General features: G+C 56.4%; 21 protein-coding genes and 2 tRNA genes. 11 read left to right on the top strand and 12 right to left on the bottom strand.

Translation table 11 applies throughout. The features are described from left to right. Positions 1-40: 40 nt before the first annotated feature. A complete protein-coding gene (gene iscX, locus Q7U76_13745) occupies positions 41-253 on the top strand; it encodes a Fe-S cluster assembly protein IscX (protein MDO8357447.1) in 213 nt (70 codons plus the stop codon). A gap of 98 nt (positions 254-351) precedes the next feature. Here iscX and Q7U76_13750 read toward each other — a convergent pair whose 3' ends face one another. Then, positions 352-2631 (bottom strand): PBP1A family penicillin-binding protein, encoded by a 2280-nt coding sequence (locus Q7U76_13750; protein MDO8357448.1) that lies wholly within the window; start codon positions 2629-2631, stop codon positions 352-354. 327 nt (positions 2632-2958) lie between these two features. Between Q7U76_13750 and typA the strand changes: the two genes are divergently transcribed. From typA to Q7U76_13775, 5 genes are all read left to right on the top strand, one after another. Continuing rightward, the gene (typA, locus tag Q7U76_13755) at positions 2959-4845 is read left to right on the top strand and encodes a translational GTPase TypA (GenBank protein ID MDO8357449.1); all 1887 of its coding nucleotides are present in this window, start codon (positions 2959-2961) and stop codon (positions 4843-4845) included. A gap of 13 nt (positions 4846-4858) precedes the next feature. Next, complete coding sequence (locus Q7U76_13760) at positions 4859-5614, top strand: hypothetical protein (GenBank protein ID MDO8357450.1); 756 nt, start codon at positions 4859-4861, stop codon at positions 5612-5614. Between the two features lie 144 nt (positions 5615-5758). After that, complete coding sequence (locus tag Q7U76_13765; GenBank protein MDO8357451.1) at positions 5759-6229, top strand: peroxiredoxin; 471 nt, start codon at positions 5759-5761, stop codon at positions 6227-6229. Positions 6230-6307: 78 nt separating this feature from the next. Continuing rightward, entirely contained in the window at positions 6308-6640 is a 333-nt protein-coding gene (locus Q7U76_13770) for a thioredoxin family protein (protein ID MDO8357452.1), read from the top strand. Between the two features lie 147 nt (positions 6641-6787). Further along, positions 6788-8305: an ATP-binding protein gene (locus tag Q7U76_13775; GenBank protein MDO8357453.1), complete on the top strand. Its 1518-nt coding sequence runs from the start codon at positions 6788-6790 to the stop codon at positions 8303-8305. A gap of 58 nt (positions 8306-8363) precedes the next feature. On the opposite strand, the gene Q7U76_13780 is transcribed toward Q7U76_13775, so the two are convergent. The 6 genes from Q7U76_13780 to Q7U76_13805 all read right to left on the bottom strand — a co-directional run bounded on the left by Q7U76_13780 (position 8364) and on the right by Q7U76_13805 (position 12631). Then, the gene (locus Q7U76_13780) at positions 8364-8846 is read right to left on the bottom strand and encodes a DUF4440 domain-containing protein (protein ID MDO8357454.1); all 483 of its coding nucleotides are present in this window, start codon (positions 8844-8846) and stop codon (positions 8364-8366) included. A gap of 31 nt (positions 8847-8877) precedes the next feature. After that, positions 8878-9630 carry a 6-carboxytetrahydropterin synthase gene (locus Q7U76_13785; protein MDO8357455.1) on the bottom strand — a complete coding sequence of 251 codons (753 nt, stop codon included), beginning with the start codon at positions 9628-9630 and terminating at the stop codon, positions 8878-8880. A 52-nt stretch (positions 9631-9682) separates the two neighbouring features. After that, positions 9683-10264: a DUF3501 family protein gene (locus Q7U76_13790; GenBank protein ID MDO8357456.1), complete on the bottom strand. Its 582-nt coding sequence runs from the start codon at positions 10262-10264 to the stop codon at positions 9683-9685. 3 nt (positions 10265-10267) lie between these two features. Next, a complete protein-coding gene (locus Q7U76_13795) occupies positions 10268-11539 on the bottom strand; it encodes a heterodisulfide reductase-related iron-sulfur binding cluster (protein ID MDO8357457.1) in 1272 nt (423 codons plus the stop codon). A 107-nt stretch (positions 11540-11646) separates the two neighbouring features. Continuing rightward, a complete protein-coding gene (locus Q7U76_13800; GenBank protein MDO8357458.1) occupies positions 11647-12075 on the bottom strand; it encodes a rubrerythrin family protein in 429 nt (142 codons plus the stop codon). A 148-nt stretch (positions 12076-12223) separates the two neighbouring features. Continuing rightward, positions 12224-12631 carry a hypothetical protein gene (locus Q7U76_13805; GenBank protein ID MDO8357459.1) on the bottom strand — a complete coding sequence of 136 codons (408 nt, stop codon included), beginning with the start codon at positions 12629-12631 and terminating at the stop codon, positions 12224-12226. A gap of 99 nt (positions 12632-12730) precedes the next feature. Here Q7U76_13805 and Q7U76_13810 point away from each other — a divergent pair, with 99 nt between their 5' ends. Beyond that, positions 12731-13003, top strand: a complete 273-nt coding sequence (locus Q7U76_13810; GenBank protein MDO8357460.1) for a MoaD/ThiS family protein — start codon at positions 12731-12733, stop codon at positions 13001-13003. A 121-nt stretch (positions 13004-13124) separates the two neighbouring features. Here Q7U76_13810 and Q7U76_13815 read toward each other — a convergent pair whose 3' ends face one another. Then, entirely contained in the window at positions 13125-13412 is a 288-nt protein-coding gene (locus Q7U76_13815) for an HU family DNA-binding protein (protein MDO8357461.1), read from the bottom strand. A 288-nt stretch (positions 13413-13700) separates the two neighbouring features. Between Q7U76_13815 and Q7U76_13820 the strand changes: the two genes are divergently transcribed. From Q7U76_13820 to Q7U76_13835, 4 genes are all read left to right on the top strand, one after another. After that, positions 13701-14258, top strand: coding sequence for a hypothetical protein (locus Q7U76_13820; GenBank protein MDO8357462.1), 558 nt, complete (start codon positions 13701-13703; stop codon positions 14256-14258). Positions 14259-14264: 6 nt separating this feature from the next. After that, positions 14265-14894 carry a YkgJ family cysteine cluster protein gene (locus tag Q7U76_13825; GenBank protein MDO8357463.1) on the top strand — a complete coding sequence of 210 codons (630 nt, stop codon included), beginning with the start codon at positions 14265-14267 and terminating at the stop codon, positions 14892-14894. Between the two features lie 59 nt (positions 14895-14953). Then, positions 14954-15030 (top strand) — tRNA-Arg (locus Q7U76_13830). Between the two features lie 56 nt (positions 15031-15086). Next, positions 15087-15162, top strand: a tRNA-Lys gene (locus Q7U76_13835). Between the two features lie 182 nt (positions 15163-15344). Here Q7U76_13835 and Q7U76_13840 read toward each other — a convergent pair. The 4 genes from Q7U76_13840 to Q7U76_13855 all read right to left on the bottom strand — a co-directional run bounded on the left by Q7U76_13840 (position 15345) and on the right by Q7U76_13855 (position 18008). Then, on the bottom strand, positions 15345-16406 hold the full coding sequence (locus Q7U76_13840) for a hypothetical protein (protein ID MDO8357464.1): 1062 nt from the start codon (positions 16404-16406) through the stop codon (positions 15345-15347). Between the two features lie 73 nt (positions 16407-16479). Then, positions 16480-16860: a CZB domain-containing protein gene (locus Q7U76_13845; GenBank protein ID MDO8357465.1), complete on the bottom strand. Its 381-nt coding sequence runs from the start codon at positions 16858-16860 to the stop codon at positions 16480-16482. An 86-nt stretch (positions 16861-16946) separates the two neighbouring features. Then, on the bottom strand, positions 16947-17393 hold the full coding sequence (locus Q7U76_13850) for a cytochrome c (GenBank protein MDO8357466.1): 447 nt from the start codon (positions 17391-17393) through the stop codon (positions 16947-16949). Positions 17394-17489: 96 nt separating this feature from the next. Next, positions 17490-18008, bottom strand: coding sequence for a DUF1264 domain-containing protein (locus Q7U76_13855; protein ID MDO8357467.1), 519 nt, complete (start codon positions 18006-18008; stop codon positions 17490-17492). Between the last annotated feature and the right edge of the window lie 85 nt (positions 18009-18093).

The raw sequence follows: 18093 nt of genomic DNA on the forward strand, positions 1-18093 counted from the left end.
GCATCTTGCGTCACGAACGACGAGAGACGAAGGAGTTCGCATGGATTTGAAGTGGAACAACACTGAAGATATCGCGATTCGCCTGGTAGAAGAACATCCGGAATCGGATCCGCTCACCATTCGCTTCACCGACATGCATGCCTGGATCGTCGCGCTCCCGGACTTCAAGGATGATCCCAAGAAATCGAACGAGAAAATTCTGGAGGCGATTCAGATGGCCTGGCACGAAGAATATCAGGACTCGAAGCCCTGAGCTGAGAAGCATGACCTGCGAGACTGGCAAGAACCGCGCGACGTGGACAGATTAGACTCCTAGCTTCTCTCGTCCGGCTATCCTGCTAAATTGTTCTGCTACAGAGCCCCTTCGGGGATTTGATCCAGCTTATAGAAATCAATCGGGTCCAGTCGGCGCTGAGGCGCTTGGGTTGGCTCGCTGCCCTTAATAAAGATATCGACTGTGCCGGCCTGCCCCTCCTGCTCGCCATCGAGTAATCCCGTGGCTGGATCGACATTCACGAATGTCACGCCTTCCGGAATGCTGAAGAACGCCACCGGTAGCGGCTTGAGCGCCTCCTTCATGAAATTGATCCAAATGGGCAGTGCGGCATGCGCCCCCGACTCTGTCTCGCCGAGCGAACGGCGATCGTCAAAGCCCACATAGATGCCTGCCACCAAGTTTGGAGCGCCACCGATAAACCATGCGTTGATGAAATCATTGGTCGTTCCGGTCTTCCCGGCAAGCGGCCGGCCAATACCTTTGGCGGCCTGTCCGGTCCCCTTCTGAATCACATCTTCCATCATATTAGTGATCCCGTAGGCGGTTTCCTTGGAGATCACCGTCAGGGATTGCGACTCTGCCAACTCAAGCACCTTTCCCGCACTATCCTCCACCGACACAATCGCGTAGGGCTCCAATCGGCTCCCCTCATTGAGTAGCACCGCATACACAGAAGTCAGTTCCATGAGCCCCACAGAAGACGATCCTAATCCCAGCGACAAATCTGCGGCGAGTGGACTGGTAATTCCAACCGTTTTGGCAAACTCGATGACATTCCTGATCCCCACCTTGTCCAGCAACCGGACTGTCGCGAGGTTGTATGAATGAGCCAGCGCATCCCGCAAACTCACCATGCCATGGAACTTCTTCCCATAGTTCTCAGGCTTCCACGTTTTCTCCTCCAGCTCCTGCTCGTAGACAACCGGTGCATCGAGAATGACCGACGCAGGGCTCATCCCGTGATTCAGGGCCGCCGCATAGATGATCGGCTTGAAAGCAGACCCCGGCTGACGATGAGCCTGAACGGCACGATTATATTCACTGCGCCCAAAATCGTACCCGCCGACCATGACCCGAATGGCACCCTTCGCCGGATCAAGCGCAATCAACCCTCCCTCGACCAGGGGTGTCTGCTCCAGCTGGACGTACAGGAGGTCCCGCTCGAGCTTCTTCACCATCACCTCGACGACGTCACCAGGCTTCAGTACCTGTTTGAGGTTTGGGTTGATGACGACATCTTTCGCCGTATCCGGTCCGGTCAAACGGCGCTTCGCCCAGGCCATATCGTCGAACAAAAGCCTCGCCACCGTTGATCCGACCTGCACCACAAAATGATCCTTCGCCACTTTCGTGACGAACCCCTCCCGGTAGTCCCCTGCCTTGAGAATCTGCCCAGCGGTCGCAGCAGCAGCGGGTGTAACCGGCGCATCCACGTCCACCGTTCGAAGCGGACCCCGCCACCCCTGCCGCTTGTCTAGTTCGCGCAAACCGGCCGCAAACGCCACTTCCGCAGCCTTCTGCATCTCCATGTTCAAGGTCGTAAAGACTTTCAGCCCGCCCTTATACACCAGCGCTTCGCCGTACTTGGCGATCAACATCTGCCTGACATATTCCACAAAGTAGGGCGCCGCCTGTTCACCGCCAGGACGCCGAAAATTGAGCGTTTCGGCCACCGCCGCTTCACGTTCTGCCGCGGTGAGGAACCCGGCCTCTTCCATCCGCGCCAATACATGTTCTTGTCGCTTTTTCGCTCGGTCGTAGGCTTTGAACGGCGAGTAATGGTTGGGAGATTTCGGAAGACCCGCCAGAAAAGCGGTCTCCGCAATCGTGAGAGCTGAAAGATCTTTTCCGAAATAGGTTTGGGCCGCCGAGGCGATACCGTAGGCGCCTTGCCCGAAGTAAATCTGATTCAAATAGAGTTCGAGAATTTTATCCTTCGTCAGGACCAACTCCATCTTGTACGCCAGAATCAACTCGCGAACTTTGCGATCGAAGGTACGCTCGGATGAAAGAAACAGGGAGCGTGCCAGTTGCTGAGTTATCGTACTAGCGCCTTCAACCTTGCTCCCTCGACGGAGGTTCGTCCAGGCCGCACGGAGCATGCCGATGTAGTCAAGTCCTGGATGCTCAAAGAACCGGACATCCTCCACGGCGATGACTGCATGACGAAACCCTTCTGGAATTCCCGCCAGAGGGGTCTGGATGCGACGCTCAATAAAAAATTGACCGATGCGCTGCTGGTCGCTCGAATAGACCTGCGTGACCAGGCTGGGTTGATAGGTCTCCAGCTGGTCCAATGGGGGAAGGTCATTCGCGAGGTGCCATACGAAACCGCCGACGGCTAAGCCTCCCATCAAGGCCACCGCCCCTAAGCTGAGAAGTGCGATCTGCCACCACCACCATGACCGACGGGGCGCTGGGTGACGGGGCTCATACTGACTAGGAACCTGACGATCCATCATAATTACGCGGGGTTATCTTGTGGAAACACTCGCCTCCCTGGGAAGGAGGCCGAAGTCACCATACCGTGGGGCCCCTCAAAACTCAAGCCTGCGACGGCACCCCTTCCTCCCAGGCATCTTCTTCCCGGCATCGCTTGTACCGGACAGCATGCTTCGGGTATACTGTCCCACGGCGCCTGGATTCCCGGGCGCTTTTTTTTGGAGCATGCAGCAATATCTATGGATCAGACAGCCCCAACAGAGTCTCCCGTCGCAGCCGATATCGCTCCTAAGGGGCGTCGTAGCGACATTCGAAATATCGCCATTATTGCCCACGTCGACCATGGCAAAACGACCTTGGTTGACGCGGTGCTCCGACAGACCCACGTCCATCGCAAGATCGACGACATGGGTGAGCGGATCATGGACTCGATGGACCAGGAGCGTGAACGCGGGATCACGATCCGGGCCAAAAACGCCAGCGTCATCTACAAGGGCGTAAAAATCAATATCGTCGACACCCCGGGCCATGCCGACTTCGGCGGTGAGGTCGAGCGGACCCTGCGCATGGTGGACGGCGTCCTCATCTTGATCGACGCAAAAGAAGGCCCTATGCCGCAAACGACTTTCGTATTGCGGAAAGCGCTTGCGCTCGGACACAAAGCCATCGTCGTCATCAACAAGATCGACCGGCCTGATGCCGTCATCGACGATGTGGTGAACCGGACCTTCGACTTGTTCGTCCATCTCGGAGCGACCGACGAGCAGCTGGATTTCCCCATTGTCTACACCGCCGCGATCAAGGGCACGGCAACCAACGACCTCGCGAAGCCCGGCACGGACATTTCGCCCCTCCTCGACACCGTCCTGGAGAAGATTCCCGCACCGGCGATCAATGCTGAGGCGCCATTGCAGATCCTGATTCTTTCCCTGATCCAGGACCTCTACAAAGGCAAGATGGGAGTGGGAAAGATTCAATCCGGCTCGATCGCCCGCCGACAGAATGTGGTCGTACTCGGCAAGGATGGCGCCAAGTTCCCAGGAAAAGTATCCGACCTCGCAGTCTACTCCGGCCTTGACCGGACGGATGTGGAACAGGCGGAAGCAGGAGAAATCGTCGCAGTGGCAGGTCTGGACGAGGTGAGCATCGGCGATACGATCGCCGACGCGGAGAACCCCGTCGCCTTGACTCGCGTGACGGTCGACGAGCCAACCGTCCAAATGACCTTTTCTGTGAACAATAGCCCGTTCGCCGGACGGGAAGGGAAGTACCTGACCTCGCGGCACTTGCGCGATCGGCTCTTCAGAGAACTCGAAACCAACGTGTCCTTGCGCGTCCAGGAAACGGATAGTGCGGATAAGTTCCTCGTGGCAGGCCGCGGCGAACTCCACCTCGGCGTCCTGATCGAAGCCATGCGCCGGGAAGGCTACGAACTGCAAGTCTCGCAACCGGAAGTCATCGTCCATCGGGACGGAGACAAGGTCCTCGAACCCTATGAGGAACTGACGATCCAGGTGCCGGAGACCTATCAAGGCGCCGTGATCGAAGAGCTGGGCAAACGACGTGGCGAATTGCGCCATATGCGGCTCATCCATTCCGACGTCGGAACAAGCGAAATGCATCTCGAATATCATATCCCCACCCGCGGGATTATGGGACTCAAGAACCTCCTGGTCGCCAAGACGCGCGGCACCATCATCATGCACCATGTCTTTGTCGCCTACGAGCCGCTGGAGCAGCGCGACCTCGCGGTGGCGACACATGGATCGCTCGTCGCCTGCGAAGACGGCACTAGCTCAGGGTATGCCATCTTCATGACCCAGGATCGGGGAACCATGTTCATCGGCCCTGTCGTGGATGTCTATCGCGGGATGGTCGTCGGCGAGAACAGCCGGGACGAAGACATGGACGTGAACGTCTGTAAAGAAAAGCAGCTGTCCAACATGCGTGCGTCGGGAACCGATGAGGCCTTGGTCCTCACGCCGCCACGGGAAATGGGCTTGGAGTTCGCACTCGAATATATCGGCCCGGACGAACTGATTGAGGTGACGCCGAAGAGCCTGCGTATTCGCAAAAAGATCCTCAACTCGGATGAACGCCGTCGGGCTAAGAAGTCCAGCAAATAGCCGCAGCGCCACGATGAGGATCAAGAAGAAAACGCCAAAACCCTCGGCTCGCCGCCCTCCGCTCTACTTCATCGGCTATCGTGGAACGGCACCGGCTACCGACGAACTAAAGGTCTGGTACGACCGGGAATATGGTGGACCGCTGACTATTCGCCATGAGGCTGGCTCGGCAGAATCCTGGCATGCGACTCACGGCCCCTGGTCGGCCCATGTCGTGATGCCTCTGCCGATGAGCCACGTGGCCGACGTGATGAAGCAGCTGGCCTGGGAACACGACGTAATGGGAGCAGTCGCGCCCTCCCTTGCACCTCCGCGAGACATGCCGGATATGATTCTCTTTGCCGCGCGACTAGCCAGGGGGCTCACGCTCCTCACGCAAGGCACAGCCCATGACATCACCACGAACCAGTATGTGAACCCGTCTGACTGGCAGAATCGTCCCCTCACCCACTTCGACGTGAGCGATCACATCCCAGTCTTGCAGGAAGACCATGAGCCGAGCCATCGGAGCCGGTGTTATACCCTCGGCCTCAGTAAGTTCGGGGTGGATGAACTTGAAATGTTTCTCTCCCCTGGTCTCCCAGACCAGCCTATCCGTGACCTCCTCCGTGAAACGGCAGATGAATTGACCAGGACCGGACAGTCTCCCAAGGTCGGAAGCCGCATCCGTATAGGACCATCTGGTCAGAATATTGAAATTGCCAACCACCGCACCGCCGCACCAGCCGGTCGTATGCTCAGCTTTCGAGAAGTCAGAACTTCGTTATAGTTTTCCTGCTTTATCGAGCGCTTATAGGTCGCCATGGCCAACCATAGGCCTTCAGGACCGTTGACAAGGTTTCAAGCCGCACGGTACAAAAATACAGACGAATGTGTCAGAGGCCGGACTAAACCCAGTGAAGGAGGCATCCAGATGAGCGACGTAGCAGCAGAAATTAAGGTTGGCGATACCGCACCGGATTTTGACTTAAAGGATCAGGATCAGAAGGACGTGAAGCTGAGCGACTACCGCGGCAAGAAGAATGTCGTGCTCTGCTTCTATCCTCTGGATTGGAGCCCGGTCTGTCAGGGCGAGAACAAGTGCCTGACCGACGACTTCCCCAAGTTCCAATCAGCGAATGCAGAATTGTTCGGCATCAGCTGCGACAGCTTCTTTTCGCACAAGGCCTGGGCTGATTCTATGGACCTCAAGCACCGCCTCTTGTCGGACGTGCACCGGACCACGGCGAAGGCCTACGGCCTCTACTTTGAGCCGTTGAATTGCTCAAAGCGTGCAACCGTCATCGTGGACAAGAACGGCAAGGTCGCCTACGCGAAGGTACAGGAGATCAAAGTGGCGCGGGAAGACAAGGACATTCTCGCGGCCCTCGCGAAGCTGAGCTAATTCGAATAGTCCTGAGTGCTGAGGGCCGAGATTTCGGCTGACTCAGCACTCAGAACTCAGCACTGAGTACTTTTAATTATGCCTGGAACAGTCGAAGACGTTAGAGACGAAAACTATAAGGAATTCACCGACGCGCCCGCTGCGATCGTCGCCTACGGCCTCGCGACCTGTGAACCCTGCAAGACCTACGACCCAATCCTGGAAGAGACCGCCGCCAAGTTTCCCGGAGTAAAAGTCGGCAAAGCGAAGATGCATGTCCCTGGCCGATGCCGAGAGATTAAAAAGAGCCATACCTTCGAAACCTACCCCACCACGCACTTCTTTGCACATGGCACGCTGCTCCTCACCCGCGAAGGTGTCGTCGAACCAGCAGAACTCGCCTCGTTGATTTCAGATCACCTGCTCAAGTAGCCGCACCGTCTCTTCATCGAATTCAGCTCACGTCTTCCGAAAATCGTCGATCTTCTTGACTCACTCAGGACTTGTAGTAAGGTCGAGAGGCCGTGGTGACATGAGGCAAGAATCGCCTGCACCACCGCCTGTTTCGAGGTAGCGCGTATGGAATCTCCATCACAGACGACCGATCGTCCGCGCTACGACCCGCAAGTCCTGCTGAACTCCCAACCGGTGATCGTTACGGTCATCGCCCCCTCGAATCATCAGGTCCAATTCCAGAATGACACAGGACTCAAACAGTTCGGCAATATCGCCGGAGCCTCCTGCTATGAGAAAATTGCCGGATGCGCCGCTCCCTGCCAATTCTGCCGGATGCCGGAGGCGCTAACGTCGAACTCGGTCATTTCCAGCGAAGTCCCGCTCCCAGGGGATAAGTTTCTCCTCGTCCATTGGTCCAAAGCCTCCACCGCCGACGGGCAGACCCACGTGATCGAAACGATCGTCGATATCACCGAACACAAACGAACGGCCGCGGCACTGCACCAATCACAGAAGATGGAAGCGGTGGGACGATTGGCTGGCGGCATTGCACATGACTTCAACAACCTGATGATGGTCGTGATCGGACATGCCCAACGATTGCTGCAGCAACTGGGAACCCACCCGGCCCATCAGGAGCTAGAGATGATCAGCCAAGCCGGGTTGCGGGCGGCAGCCCTGACCAAGAAGCTACTTACGTTTAGCAGGAGACAAGTGTTCGAGCCGAAAGAATTGCCTGTAAATCAGGCCATTCGAGAATTGGAGGATATTCTTCAGCGACTGATCGGAGAGCAGATTCAGATGGTCATCGTGCTCCATCCCCAGACCGGCCATGCGCTGGTCGATCCCGTACAACTCGAGCAGGTGATCATGAACCTCGTCTTAAATGCCCGCGATGCCATGCCGGACGGTGGCCTCATCAATATCGAGACGGATAATATCGACTTAGACGAGCAATTCTCGAACTCGCACCCAGGCTCCACGCCTGGTCCCTACGTCAAGATTATGGTGCGGGATGCGGGATGCGGGATGGATAGGGAAACATTGACCCACATTTTCGAACCATTTTTCACGACAAAAGGCCCGGGAAAAGGCACCGGGCTCGGGCTAGCCACCGTCTATGGCATCGTCAAGCAAAGCCAGGGCTATATCGACGTCACGAGTGAACCGGGGCGAGGCTCACGTTTTACCCTGTACCTCCCGCGTATAGGACAGCCGGCCGTCGAGGCTGAGACGCCTCAGGCAGGAAAACCAACCCTCGCGCCACAAGATACGATTCTCGTTGTAGAGGATGAGGAGGGCATCAGGAATTTGATTACGACGGTCCTGCAGGATCAAGGCTACCAGGTGCTGGCAGCAGGCGATGGGATTCAAGCCTTACAGGGCCTGCAAATGCTCAAAGGACAATGTTCCCTCGTCATTACCGACGTCATCATGCCTCGGATGAAAAGCTCCACGTTTATCGAAGGGGTCCATGCGATGCGGCCAGAGGCCAAGGTGCTCTATATGTCAGGCTACGCAGGCGACACCCTTCTGGCTAACGGGGTACAGGACGACATGCCCTTCCTGCCAAAGCCCTTCCTGCCTACCACGCTCATCGAGAAAGTCCGAGAACTCCTGCAAACAGCTCAGCCGCGCTGATCGCCGGACCACACCATTACACTTGAACGCAGTGGTCCCTCCCCTGCGCCCCGTCTCATTACTTCCCGAATCCAGACCGTGTCTTCGAGCAATGCTCGTGGAAGATAAGCCACAGGGGGCCATCCTTGCGCAAGAGTGCGGTACATTGTCCGGAGTCCTGTGCTTCAAATTCGCCTTTTCTGATCGCCTGAAACACATAGTCATACGTCGCCCAGGCTGTCGAGCCGGTCAGTCGAACCTGTAAATTCGACACGGCGCCGATAAACCGCAGGGTACTGCCTTTGTCGAGTTCAGCCTCATAGTCCGACAGCCACTTTTCGATAGAGGCACGGCCCTCCGTCTCGCCATCCTGAATACCGACATAGTCCTTGGTGTAGAGCTTCAAGACGGATTGCTTGTCTCTGGTTTCCGAGAAAGTCGCCGCGGCCATGGCGGCATCCTTGACGGTCCTCTCGATCGCCTCCGCTTCTTCGGCAGACCTGGAGACCGCAGGCCACAAGAGGCACAGCATCAACAGCCCAAAGATCAGACCTGTCTTCATAGAACGCCCCAACCGCACGAGCGCAGCCCGGTCAACCTGCAAATTCGAAGAATAAGTCACGAGATTGCACGAGACGCACGTTCGAAAGTCTGCCAGCTGAAAAAGAAGAGGCCAGTTGCTTCCAGATATGCTCGACCAGTTGCTCTCCGGTCACGACCTGAGTCCCGAGGACCTGACGAAGGTCCTGATGGTCAAGGGCCTGCACGACTTTCCCCTGGACCAAACGGTTGAGCGCCCCGATGTCGGTGACCATGCCGGTTACGGCATCGATGGCGCCATGGACCGTCACGAAACAGTCCCACTCGCGACCCTGGTTGCCATCCTGCACCGCCGTAAACGAGTAACGCCTGGTCACACTGGCGACGTCGAGCCCGGCCACGGCAGTCACCTCGGCATAGAGGTCTTCGTCCTCGTATAATCGAATCGTGTGGAGTGTGCCGATCTCCTTCTGCAGTTCCAATTTGGTCCAAAGAAGGCGTGCCAGGTTTTCTGACGTAGGAATCCGATCCGTAAAATACGACATGTCCAAATTCAGGTTCTTATGGTCGAACTCCTCCAGCACATCGAGCAAGACCCGCTTCAAATCGAAGAGATTCACCACCATGCCGGTCTTCGGATCCACCTCACCCAAGACCGTCACCTCGACCATGTAGTTATGTCCATGCGCAGGCGGGTTGTAACAACGGCCGAACACCGCACGGTTCTTGGCCTCGTCCCACTCCGCTTTGATATACCGATGCGCCGCCGCAAACTCGATACGTTTCGTCAGCAAGACAGATGGCATCTTCTTATCCCTTTGCCTTATCCTTGAAACATGTTCTATTCAGCACTCGCGACTACCGGAGATCCTTGAGCCATTCTTCACGCATACTCCCTGGAACAGACACGTCAGCCTGGTATTCGCGATGGTGGACCGTCAATGTGACCGGCACATGTAAATCGGCAAACGCCGCGATCATCGATGCGGCCGGTCTAAACCGCACGAAATGCACGGCGCTGATTTTCGTTTCATGGCTGTGCCCCCCCTCGAACTCCCCGAAGACATGCTCAGTCCCGGAGCGAATCGCGATTTTTTCACCGTGATCAAGCCCCATAAACATGTCGAGCCATTCCTTCATCCGATCCGGCTCCGTAATTTCGATCATTAAGGTGGCGCTCAACTCGCCGGCTCCCGGCATGAGGGCATTATAGACGTCCAATTCTTCTTGAACCTTGTGGGGATCGAGGATCTGTTCGACTCGAATCATTTCCTGAGTCTGAAACCGTAAGGTCTCGCGATTCTCAAAGACGAGTGTGATGAGCGGCCCGACAGAGATCCTGCGCCGCTGCTTGAGCGCGATGATCTGTGAACGGAACGGCTCCCGTTGCTGTTCATAGGCCGCGGCAGGCAAAAGGTCTTGTGTCGTTAATAAGTTCATACTTTATTTCAACCCATAGGCATCGCGCACGATTTGAATCGGATGCTTCGTCGATCTGCCACCGGCATGGGCCATCGCGCCTGCTTGATCCAGCTGCAACCCCGCCAACGGGCAATCGGTCGCGACCAGATCAGCCGGAGCCTCCTCAATCACACGAACAGCCTTCTGCGCGATCAGCATCGATAGGGGGAAAAACTCCGTCTTGGCGGACCAGGAGCCATCGTGGCCGGAACATTTCTCAATTACCTCGACCTGCGCACCGACACATTCCATCAGTTCCTTGGATTTGAATCCGATGTTTTGATCCCGCAAATGGCACGGTATTTGGTAGGCGACTCGCCCGGGCTTCTGCTGAAAGTCGGTGGCCAATGCGCCCTCCCGCTTCATCTTCATGAGGTATTCGCAGACATCGAACGTCCGTTCCGCCACAAGCCGCACGTCAGGGCCACCGACGATCTCCGGATATTCCCGCTTCCACATCAGACTGCAACTGGGCACCGGCACGACAATCTCGTACCCTTTCTCAACCCATGGCAGGAACGAGGCGACATTCACCGAGGCGGCCTGCTGAATCGCAGCCGTATCGCCGATATCAAACGAGGGCATGCCGCAACAACGCTGTTCGGGAATCACGACATGGACACCGTTTTTTTCGAGAACTTGAATCGTCGCTTTCCCGACGTCGGTCGCTTGATAGTTGACCAGACAGCTCCCAAAGAGCGCGACCTTCCGCGGCGCGGAGGCAGGAACCTGTGCCGCCCCTCGGCGCTCCCACCAATGGGTAAAGGTCTCCGCAGCAAAGGGCAGGACCTGCCGATCCCGATGCACACCCACGAGCGGTTCCGTCGCGACCCGAAGAATCCGAAAGCCCAACAGCCAATTGGCAATCGGCGCCAGCAGACTCCCAAGGGTGCCGATGATATCCGTCTTGATCAAGAACCAATCGCGCCAGCTCACCCCGCGCGTCGCGGCCAGATGCTTCTTCCAGGCGATCATCAAGCGGGGAAAGTCGAGTCCATACTGATGCGGCGGCGTATAGGGACAGTGGTTGTAACAGAGCTTACAGTAATAACATTCGTCAACAATCCGGTTATGATCCGTGGACGTCAACTTCGCGACATCGCCCTCATACCGGTCGATGCCGTCCAGCAGTGTGTTGAAAGAGGGGCAGAGATTGAAACAGCGCCGGCAGCCATCGCAGACTTCGTAAATGCGCTGCGTGTCTTTCTGGAGCTGTGCAGGATCGATGGGGTTGAGCAGGCTCAGACCATTCACGGTGTGCATTGTCTCCTGTGACGTCTTCTAATTACAAGATCGGAAAATACAAAGGGTGAGCTGGAATATTTCCAGCCCACCCCCGTGATGTCGCACATGGAAAAATTCTAGAGCTGCTTCAGACTGTCGAGTCCCTTCGTGAAACGATTCGCATGGGACCGCTCCGCCTTGGCGAGGGTCTCGAACCATTCGGCCAGTTCAGGGAATCCCTCGTCCCGAGCCGTTTTAGCCATACCGGGATACATCTGGGTATACTCGTAAGTTTCGCCCTCAATCGCCGACTTCAGATTAGCTTCGGTATTACCGATCGGCACCCCGGTCGCCGGATCTCCGACTTCCTTCAAGAAGTCGAGATGCCCAAAGGCATGGCCAGTTTCTGCCTCGGATGTATCGCGGAACAGACCTCCAATATCAGGAAAGCCCTCGATGTCCGCCCGCCGGGCGAAATAGAGATAGCGCCGATTGGCCTGAGACTCTCCTGCGAAAGCCCCCTTGAGATTATCGTGGCTCTTCGTTCCCTTCAAACTTTTCCCCATCGTGTCCTCCTCCATATGCTAAGAAATCGAACCGTCACCGCAATCGTACCACTCTCTCCTCGCTGAATAACATAGCGATCCTCGCAGGATCAATGGGCCACCATGTCATTTCATCCGACAGATCGATACCGAGACACGGTGAGCCCCATCAACCAGACGCCGGCCTTTCGGGATCGACGATCTCAGGAGGATCAGGGTACAATCGCCCAAGCCGATCAATGAGCGGCTTCGCGGCCGGCGTGCTCTCGCGGGTCGGCTCACTCACCGGATGATCCCAGGTGAGGGTACGAATACCGGCGTCTGCCAGTAATGAACGGATCGTAGACAGGCAGGCTTCCAGCGTCAATTCGGTGCCTCCGCGGAGATCGAGCACACGCTCCTTGCGATCGGTCGGTGGCGCCTCCGTATGGATGAGCGACCAGCAACGGTCGAAAATCTCGGCTCGAAGCTCAGCGGGCACATTCAGCGTCGTGAGATCAGCCGTACAGAGGGCCGACACAAACAGGACGAATTGCAAATCCGGCATCCCGGGATTGTGGATATCGAGCGATGGCATGGCCCAGCATTATCGATGGCAACCAGCATGGAGTCAACGGGCACAAGGCCCCCACCATAATAGACAGCTGTCTCGACTGAAGATGAGGAGTATCCGACCATGATTACGATTTCACTGATGGGTCAGCTACAGACCGCCGATGGAGAACGGGACCTCGCATGTGAAGTGCCATCACCGATGTCTGTCCGCCAGGTGATCCAGCGACAGGGCATTCAGTTGCGCCATCTCCTCCAACTCATCCGCGAGAAGAAAGTGCTCGTGACCATCAATAAAAAGATCGCGAGCGACGACTCACTGGTTCAGGACGGCGACGCTATCAGGCTGGTGGGACACGACGGGATGGGAGGGACCGGACTCGGCCCCTCGCTGTAACGAAACCACAAACTACAGGGCCGACGCCCCTCTCGGGGCGTCGGCCCTGCGATTCTTCATGCAGCACGAAAGAAGCTGACAGAAGGCGCGTGACGTCCGATCTACGCCGGACGGTCTTCGCTTACTTCTTGCCGAGGATCGCGTCCTTGGCGGCCTTGGCCACGCGGAACTTGACCACACGCTTAGCAGGAATCTTGATCGGCTCACCGGTCTGCGGGTTCCGTCCCATGCGGGCCTTGCGGTTTGCCAATACGAGCTTCCCGATCCCAGGAATCACGAATATGTTCTTCGCTTCCTTGTAGGCCAAGGCAGCAAAGTCATCCATGAGCTGGACGGACGCTTTCTTGGTCAGCCCGGTCTTCTGGGCCATATGTTCAGCAATCTGCGACTTGGTCATTGATTTAGCCATGCAACCAACCTCCTTAAAAAAACAAGATGGTGAACAACAACAAACTCGCCCCTATCTTGACCCCACTCAGACTCGATACACATTCGCAAACAAACAGTCGTGATATGCGCTGCAACGAAAACCAGCGGGAGTCTATCCAAGCGCTCGGAAGCTGTCAACCGGAAAAACACAGGCCAGACGTAGGGAAACGCCTCTACCGCCGCTTGCAGTTTCAAGACCAGCCAGCGTAAAGTGGAATATTGGATAGCATTTGTGTCTCAATAATGCCGCACACTCGGAGTTGCTAGCATGGCAAAAGAACTACCTATTCTGCCTTCGACGGCCCAACCGGCTGACGAGGCACAGGCAGAGTCGTTCCAGTATTCTCGCGTGTTTTGTCAAAAGGAAAACTCGCCCCCCCTTCGTCTGCTCCTGGAATTTCTCAAGTCCCGCGGTCAGACGCCGATTGCGCCGCCGGATATGGACGACACCATGTTGGATGAATGGGCCTGGGTCCAAGTGACGCTCGGATACGATCGCGACCGCAAACCGATCCAAGTACTCTGTGTCAGGGATCGAGGCACCTATCAAGACGTGTTCGACAAAGAAAAGGCCCAATTCCTGGACCTCGTCTCCGCTCACGACGATATCGAGGCAGGCCTCGTACGCGAGTACATCGAGCGCGCGCGATTCGTGCTCACCACTCGATTTGTACAAAACGACATCACCGATGAGGGCTATGACTTCAACGGTTGGATTTTAGAGTTCTACCAAGAGCAATGTAACGGCATCGTCCAGATCGATAACCAAGGCTTCTACTCACCCAAAGGCGACCTGATCCTCGATCTCTCCGTTAAAGTGGAATAATCCGCCGTGGCAGGTCCAACTCCGCTTACCCCCGCTCCTCTCTACCAACACACCGCCCATTGGTTCGACCGGGCCACTGCCGCCCTGCTCGGTGAAGTACCCTGCCGACTCGGCTGCACCAACTGTTGCATCGGTCCATTTCCCATTACCCTCCTCGACGTCAAAACCATCCAACAGGGACTGCCCAGCCTCTCGCAGGATCAGCGCCTGCGCATCGAGCAGCGTGCCGTCGAACAGACTGCCGCAATGGAGGCCGCCTTCCCACAACTGACCCATACCGAGCTGCTCGACAATTGGCCAGACCTGGAAATCGACCGACTGGTCACAGAGTTTCATCACTATCCCTGTCCAGCACTCGAACCGGACGGTCGTTGTGGCGTCTATCAATACCGCCCCCTGGTTTGCCGATCCATGGGCATCCCGACAGAAAGCCGCGGTCTAGCCCATGGCGCCTGCGAAGTCCAAACATTCATCCCGATTTTGCGACTCCCCTCTTCATTCCGGGAGGAGGAAAATCGCTTACTACAGGAGGAAACTCTCGCATTGGAGACCCTTCGTCTCGCGACAGAATCAGCAGGGGAAGAAATGCTCCTGCCCTACGGGTTCTTAGCTGGACATAGACAAGACGGTTCGTAAGACTACTGCTAGACAGAGGATAAAACCCTGTGCTAATGTCTCAAACCTTGGTTGCGGGAGCGCCTGTAGCTCAGCTGGATAGAGCATCAGCCTCCGGAGCTGAGGGCCACAGGTTCAAATCCTGTCAGGCGCACCAGCAAACAGGCAAGGAACAGTCGCCGCACATAGATATCCGCCACGTACATACCCGGTGGGCCGTTAGCTCAGTTGGTAGAGCAGCTGACTCTTAATCAGCGGGCCGTAGGTTCAACCCCTACACGGCCCACCAAAACCTCCTCTCCACGCACTCTCTACTCCTCCTTGTCATTCGTCCAGGACCGCCGGTCATCATAGACAGAACAAAAATGCATCTCCTATTCATCTCGGCATGGCATCGCCCTTCCAGCCTCAACAAGGACCGGCACGTGAGGTGTCGCAGTTGAACTATTGTCCACATCTCTTCAGGGGGAACTAGAATCGGTACTGAAGACTGAGTGACGTATTGGTGTTGAAGAAATCGCGCGTGGCGGCATTCGAGGATCGCTGACTCCGCTGAAATCCCAGAGTCATCGCTGTGGCCTGATTCACTTCATAGGTCAGCTCCGCAGACCCCTGATGCGTCGCATCGATCACCCCTCGATTCGAGTCTCCGACAATCTCGCTGGTGAAGACTTTCCGTCTATACGCATAGCCGAGGGTTACGGATAGGAACCTGCTCACCTGAGCCGTGGCCCCCACCGACGCAAAATGTTGGCGATAGGAGACATCGTCTTTGAATTGAACCTCCTGCCGTCCATCGGCCAACCCTCGTTCGTAGAGGTAGGCCGTCGCCAGCGTGAGCCAAGAGTTCATCCTCCACTCCAGTTGTGACCCCGACGTCCAGAACGTGGTATCCCGCTCAGCAAACACGTCATTGAATTGGCGAAGCCCGTAGCGGCCGACTAACGTGGCCGTGAGATGCTCACTCAAACGGCGCTCCAGTTGTAGTCGCCAGATGTGGGACGTCACCCGCTCTTCTTCATCCAAACGTTGCCCCGTGCGTCGTTCGTAGTTCGGGCCCAGGAAGAGATTCGGGACATAGCGATAACGCAGCAGGAGAGACGTCTCGGAATCGAGCGCCTGCTTCACTTGAATCCGGTAATTTCCATGATTAAAGATGGGATTGTCGGTGAAGATGAAACCATGCGCTTTGAGCGAGACTTCGGTCGGACCGAGATTCGTGGGGTTCGAGGTATGGCGAAGGTCGACGGAAGGCTCCCAGACGATGTCGCTGGGCTTCTTCACCGGCACAATGGCCGGCTGGCTGGGATCTTCACTCAAACTCAGCCGCCGAGACGACGAGAGCTCGAACACGTTGTCGGTATAGAGGACCTTGGCCTCCGCTAGGGCAGACCAGTCGGCCGCTGCATCACGAGGCGCAAAAAGATGCGCAGGACATAGGAGCAAGGAAAGACCGCCCAGAATCAGGCTGCACGAACGCAGGCCATGCTTCTGAGACGGCCAAAAGACCGAAGGTAGAGCAATTTCTGCCACGCGTCTTCTTCAGTGAGGACTAGAGAAATACATGAGGGCAAGTCCATGACGAGGCTACCGAAATGGACAACATCTAGGCCGCGCGCTTCGAGACATCCATCATCACTCTGGTCAGCGCTCCGCTCGCGTCTGTGAAGGCACCACCCAGTGCCAACGCTTTCTCGGCGCCGGCGACATCGCCAGCCTTTCTCATGGTGATGACAGAGGCAGCCTTACTGTGGAGCTCCGTGTGAAGGCGATGAATCTGTTGATAGTCGCCAACAACCAACGCCTGCTTCCCATCTCCTTCGAGCCATTTGCCGAAATCGCAGACATTGTTCTTCTGCACGGTGGCGGCATCGAGCTCTAACTTCCCATCCATGAACTCACGAAACTTCGTTTTCCACTTGCCGTGCGCCCCAATCGCCGCCGTAATCGCCTCTTTGAGCGTCATCGTATTCCCTTCGTTCAGCATAGACCGATGTCGTGACGCTAGCCATATCGGTTACTCACGAGGAGAACTTGAGGTGCGATCAGCTGTACTGAAGTGAGGCAAGAGTCTTACTTAACGCCAGCGAAGGATCGCACGTAGAGCAGCACGTGCCAGGCTTCTTCTTCGGTGAGGACCAGCGGAATAAACGAGGCCATATCGGTCCCAGGGCTGCCATTTTTGAGGATCCAAATCAGTTCGCCATCCGTTCTGGCCGCTTGCCACACTTTGTCGGTGAAATTGCGCGGCAGCTTTCCGACAAGGCCTGGAATGTCCCCGAATCCCTTCCCATCTTTGCCGTGACAGGTGACGCAGAAGGCCTTGCCATGAAATATCGCCTTCCCCTTTTCAATATTCTCAGGCGTGACCTCGAAAGGGTTTGTCCAGGTCCTGGCTTCCTCGATCTTGTCGATCGGCACTCGAGGCTTGAGGACCGCTTCATCTGCTCCGAAGGCCGGGATGTCCCACGAGCCGACTGCCACCGCTACACATACCGCGCCCAGAAGGTATCGATGCATCGCCCTTCCTCTCGTCTTGCCACCAATCATGGACATTGCGACAGCAATAGGGACCAGCCTCGCCCATAGAGAACGAGGCTGGCCCCACTATCGATCCTACTTATCGGAATGTCCGGGGAACTTGTGCCCGAGGGATTGCGGAAAGGTCACAGTACCATCTGGAAATTCCTGTCCATGCTGCCACAAGTGATAAATCACCCCGTCTGTCCCTGCCGCAATTTCTGCCACCTTGGCAGCCTGATCAGCCGGCATATCGAGGATCTGAACGCGGCCCGTGGCGATTTCGACTTTATGATCGTGGAAATGGCGGTGCCACTGGATCGCGGGCAGCTTTCGCGTAAGATCCTTCGCGACGAAATATTCGATGGCCACTAATTTGGCTTTAGGATCCGTAGAATCGAACAGCAAACATTGGAGAATCTGATCTGAAACCCCCTTACAGTAGTGATGGAACGGCCCACCAGGGGTCCCGTCGGCCATCATGTGCGGAGCTTGCACGTGGATATCGAATCCTTCGACCGGAGATTTCGGCTCCCCGCTGACAGCCTTCTGCGGAGCCACTCCGGCACATCCGATCGCCGCAATCGCGACCATGGCAAGCAGACCTTTTCTCATCACAATAGACCTCCTGAGGTTGGGGTTGGTTGACCGAACTGAATTGACCTGGCCGTCTAAACCCTGACATAGGGCTTCAGAATAC

This window comes from Nitrospirota bacterium, from assembly GCA_030645475.1.
Classification (GTDB): Bacteria; Nitrospirota; Nitrospiria; order Nitrospirales; family Nitrospiraceae; genus Palsa-1315.

What these genes read in the sequence shown, in the direction of transcription:
- iscX (MDO8357447.1), top strand. Translation starts at nt 41, where the DNA reads ATGGATTTGAAGTGGAACAACACTGAAGATATCGCGATTCGCCTGGTA.
- Q7U76_13750 (MDO8357448.1), bottom strand. Translation starts at nt 2,631, where the DNA reads ATGGGAGGCTTAGCCGTCGGCGGTTTCGTATGGCACCTCGCGAATGAC.
- typA (MDO8357449.1), top strand. Translation starts at nt 2,959, where the DNA reads ATGGATCAGACAGCCCCAACAGAGTCTCCCGTCGCAGCCGATATCGCT.
- Q7U76_13760 (MDO8357450.1), top strand. Translation starts at nt 4,859, where the DNA reads ATGAGGATCAAGAAGAAAACGCCAAAACCCTCGGCTCGCCGCCCTCCG.
- Q7U76_13765 (MDO8357451.1), top strand. Translation starts at nt 5,759, where the DNA reads ATGAGCGACGTAGCAGCAGAAATTAAGGTTGGCGATACCGCACCGGAT.
- Q7U76_13770 (MDO8357452.1), top strand. Translation starts at nt 6,308, where the DNA reads ATGCCTGGAACAGTCGAAGACGTTAGAGACGAAAACTATAAGGAATTC.
- Q7U76_13775 (MDO8357453.1), top strand. Translation starts at nt 6,788, where the DNA reads ATGGAATCTCCATCACAGACGACCGATCGTCCGCGCTACGACCCGCAA.
- Q7U76_13780 (MDO8357454.1), bottom strand. Translation starts at nt 8,846, where the DNA reads ATGAAGACAGGTCTGATCTTTGGGCTGTTGATGCTGTGCCTCTTGTGG.
- Q7U76_13785 (MDO8357455.1), bottom strand. Translation starts at nt 9,630, where the DNA reads ATGCCATCTGTCTTGCTGACGAAACGTATCGAGTTTGCGGCGGCGCAT.
- Q7U76_13790 (MDO8357456.1), bottom strand. Translation starts at nt 10,264, where the DNA reads ATGAACTTATTAACGACACAAGACCTTTTGCCTGCCGCGGCCTATGAA.
- Q7U76_13800 (MDO8357458.1), bottom strand. Translation starts at nt 12,075, where the DNA reads ATGGGGAAAAGTTTGAAGGGAACGAAGAGCCACGATAATCTCAAGGGG.
- Q7U76_13805 (MDO8357459.1), bottom strand. Translation starts at nt 12,631, where the DNA reads ATGCCATCGCTCGATATCCACAATCCCGGGATGCCGGATTTGCAATTC.
- Q7U76_13810 (MDO8357460.1), top strand. Translation starts at nt 12,731, where the DNA reads ATGATTACGATTTCACTGATGGGTCAGCTACAGACCGCCGATGGAGAA.
- Q7U76_13815 (MDO8357461.1), bottom strand. Translation starts at nt 13,412, where the DNA reads ATGGCTAAATCAATGACCAAGTCGCAGATTGCTGAACATATGGCCCAG.
- Q7U76_13820 (MDO8357462.1), top strand. Translation starts at nt 13,701, where the DNA reads ATGGCAAAAGAACTACCTATTCTGCCTTCGACGGCCCAACCGGCTGAC.
- Q7U76_13845 (MDO8357465.1), bottom strand. Translation starts at nt 16,860, where the DNA reads ATGCTGAACGAAGGGAATACGATGACGCTCAAAGAGGCGATTACGGCG.
- Q7U76_13850 (MDO8357466.1), bottom strand. Translation starts at nt 17,393, where the DNA reads ATGCATCGATACCTTCTGGGCGCGGTATGTGTAGCGGTGGCAGTCGGC.
- Q7U76_13855 (MDO8357467.1), bottom strand. Translation starts at nt 18,008, where the DNA reads ATGAGAAAAGGTCTGCTTGCCATGGTCGCGATTGCGGCGATCGGATGT.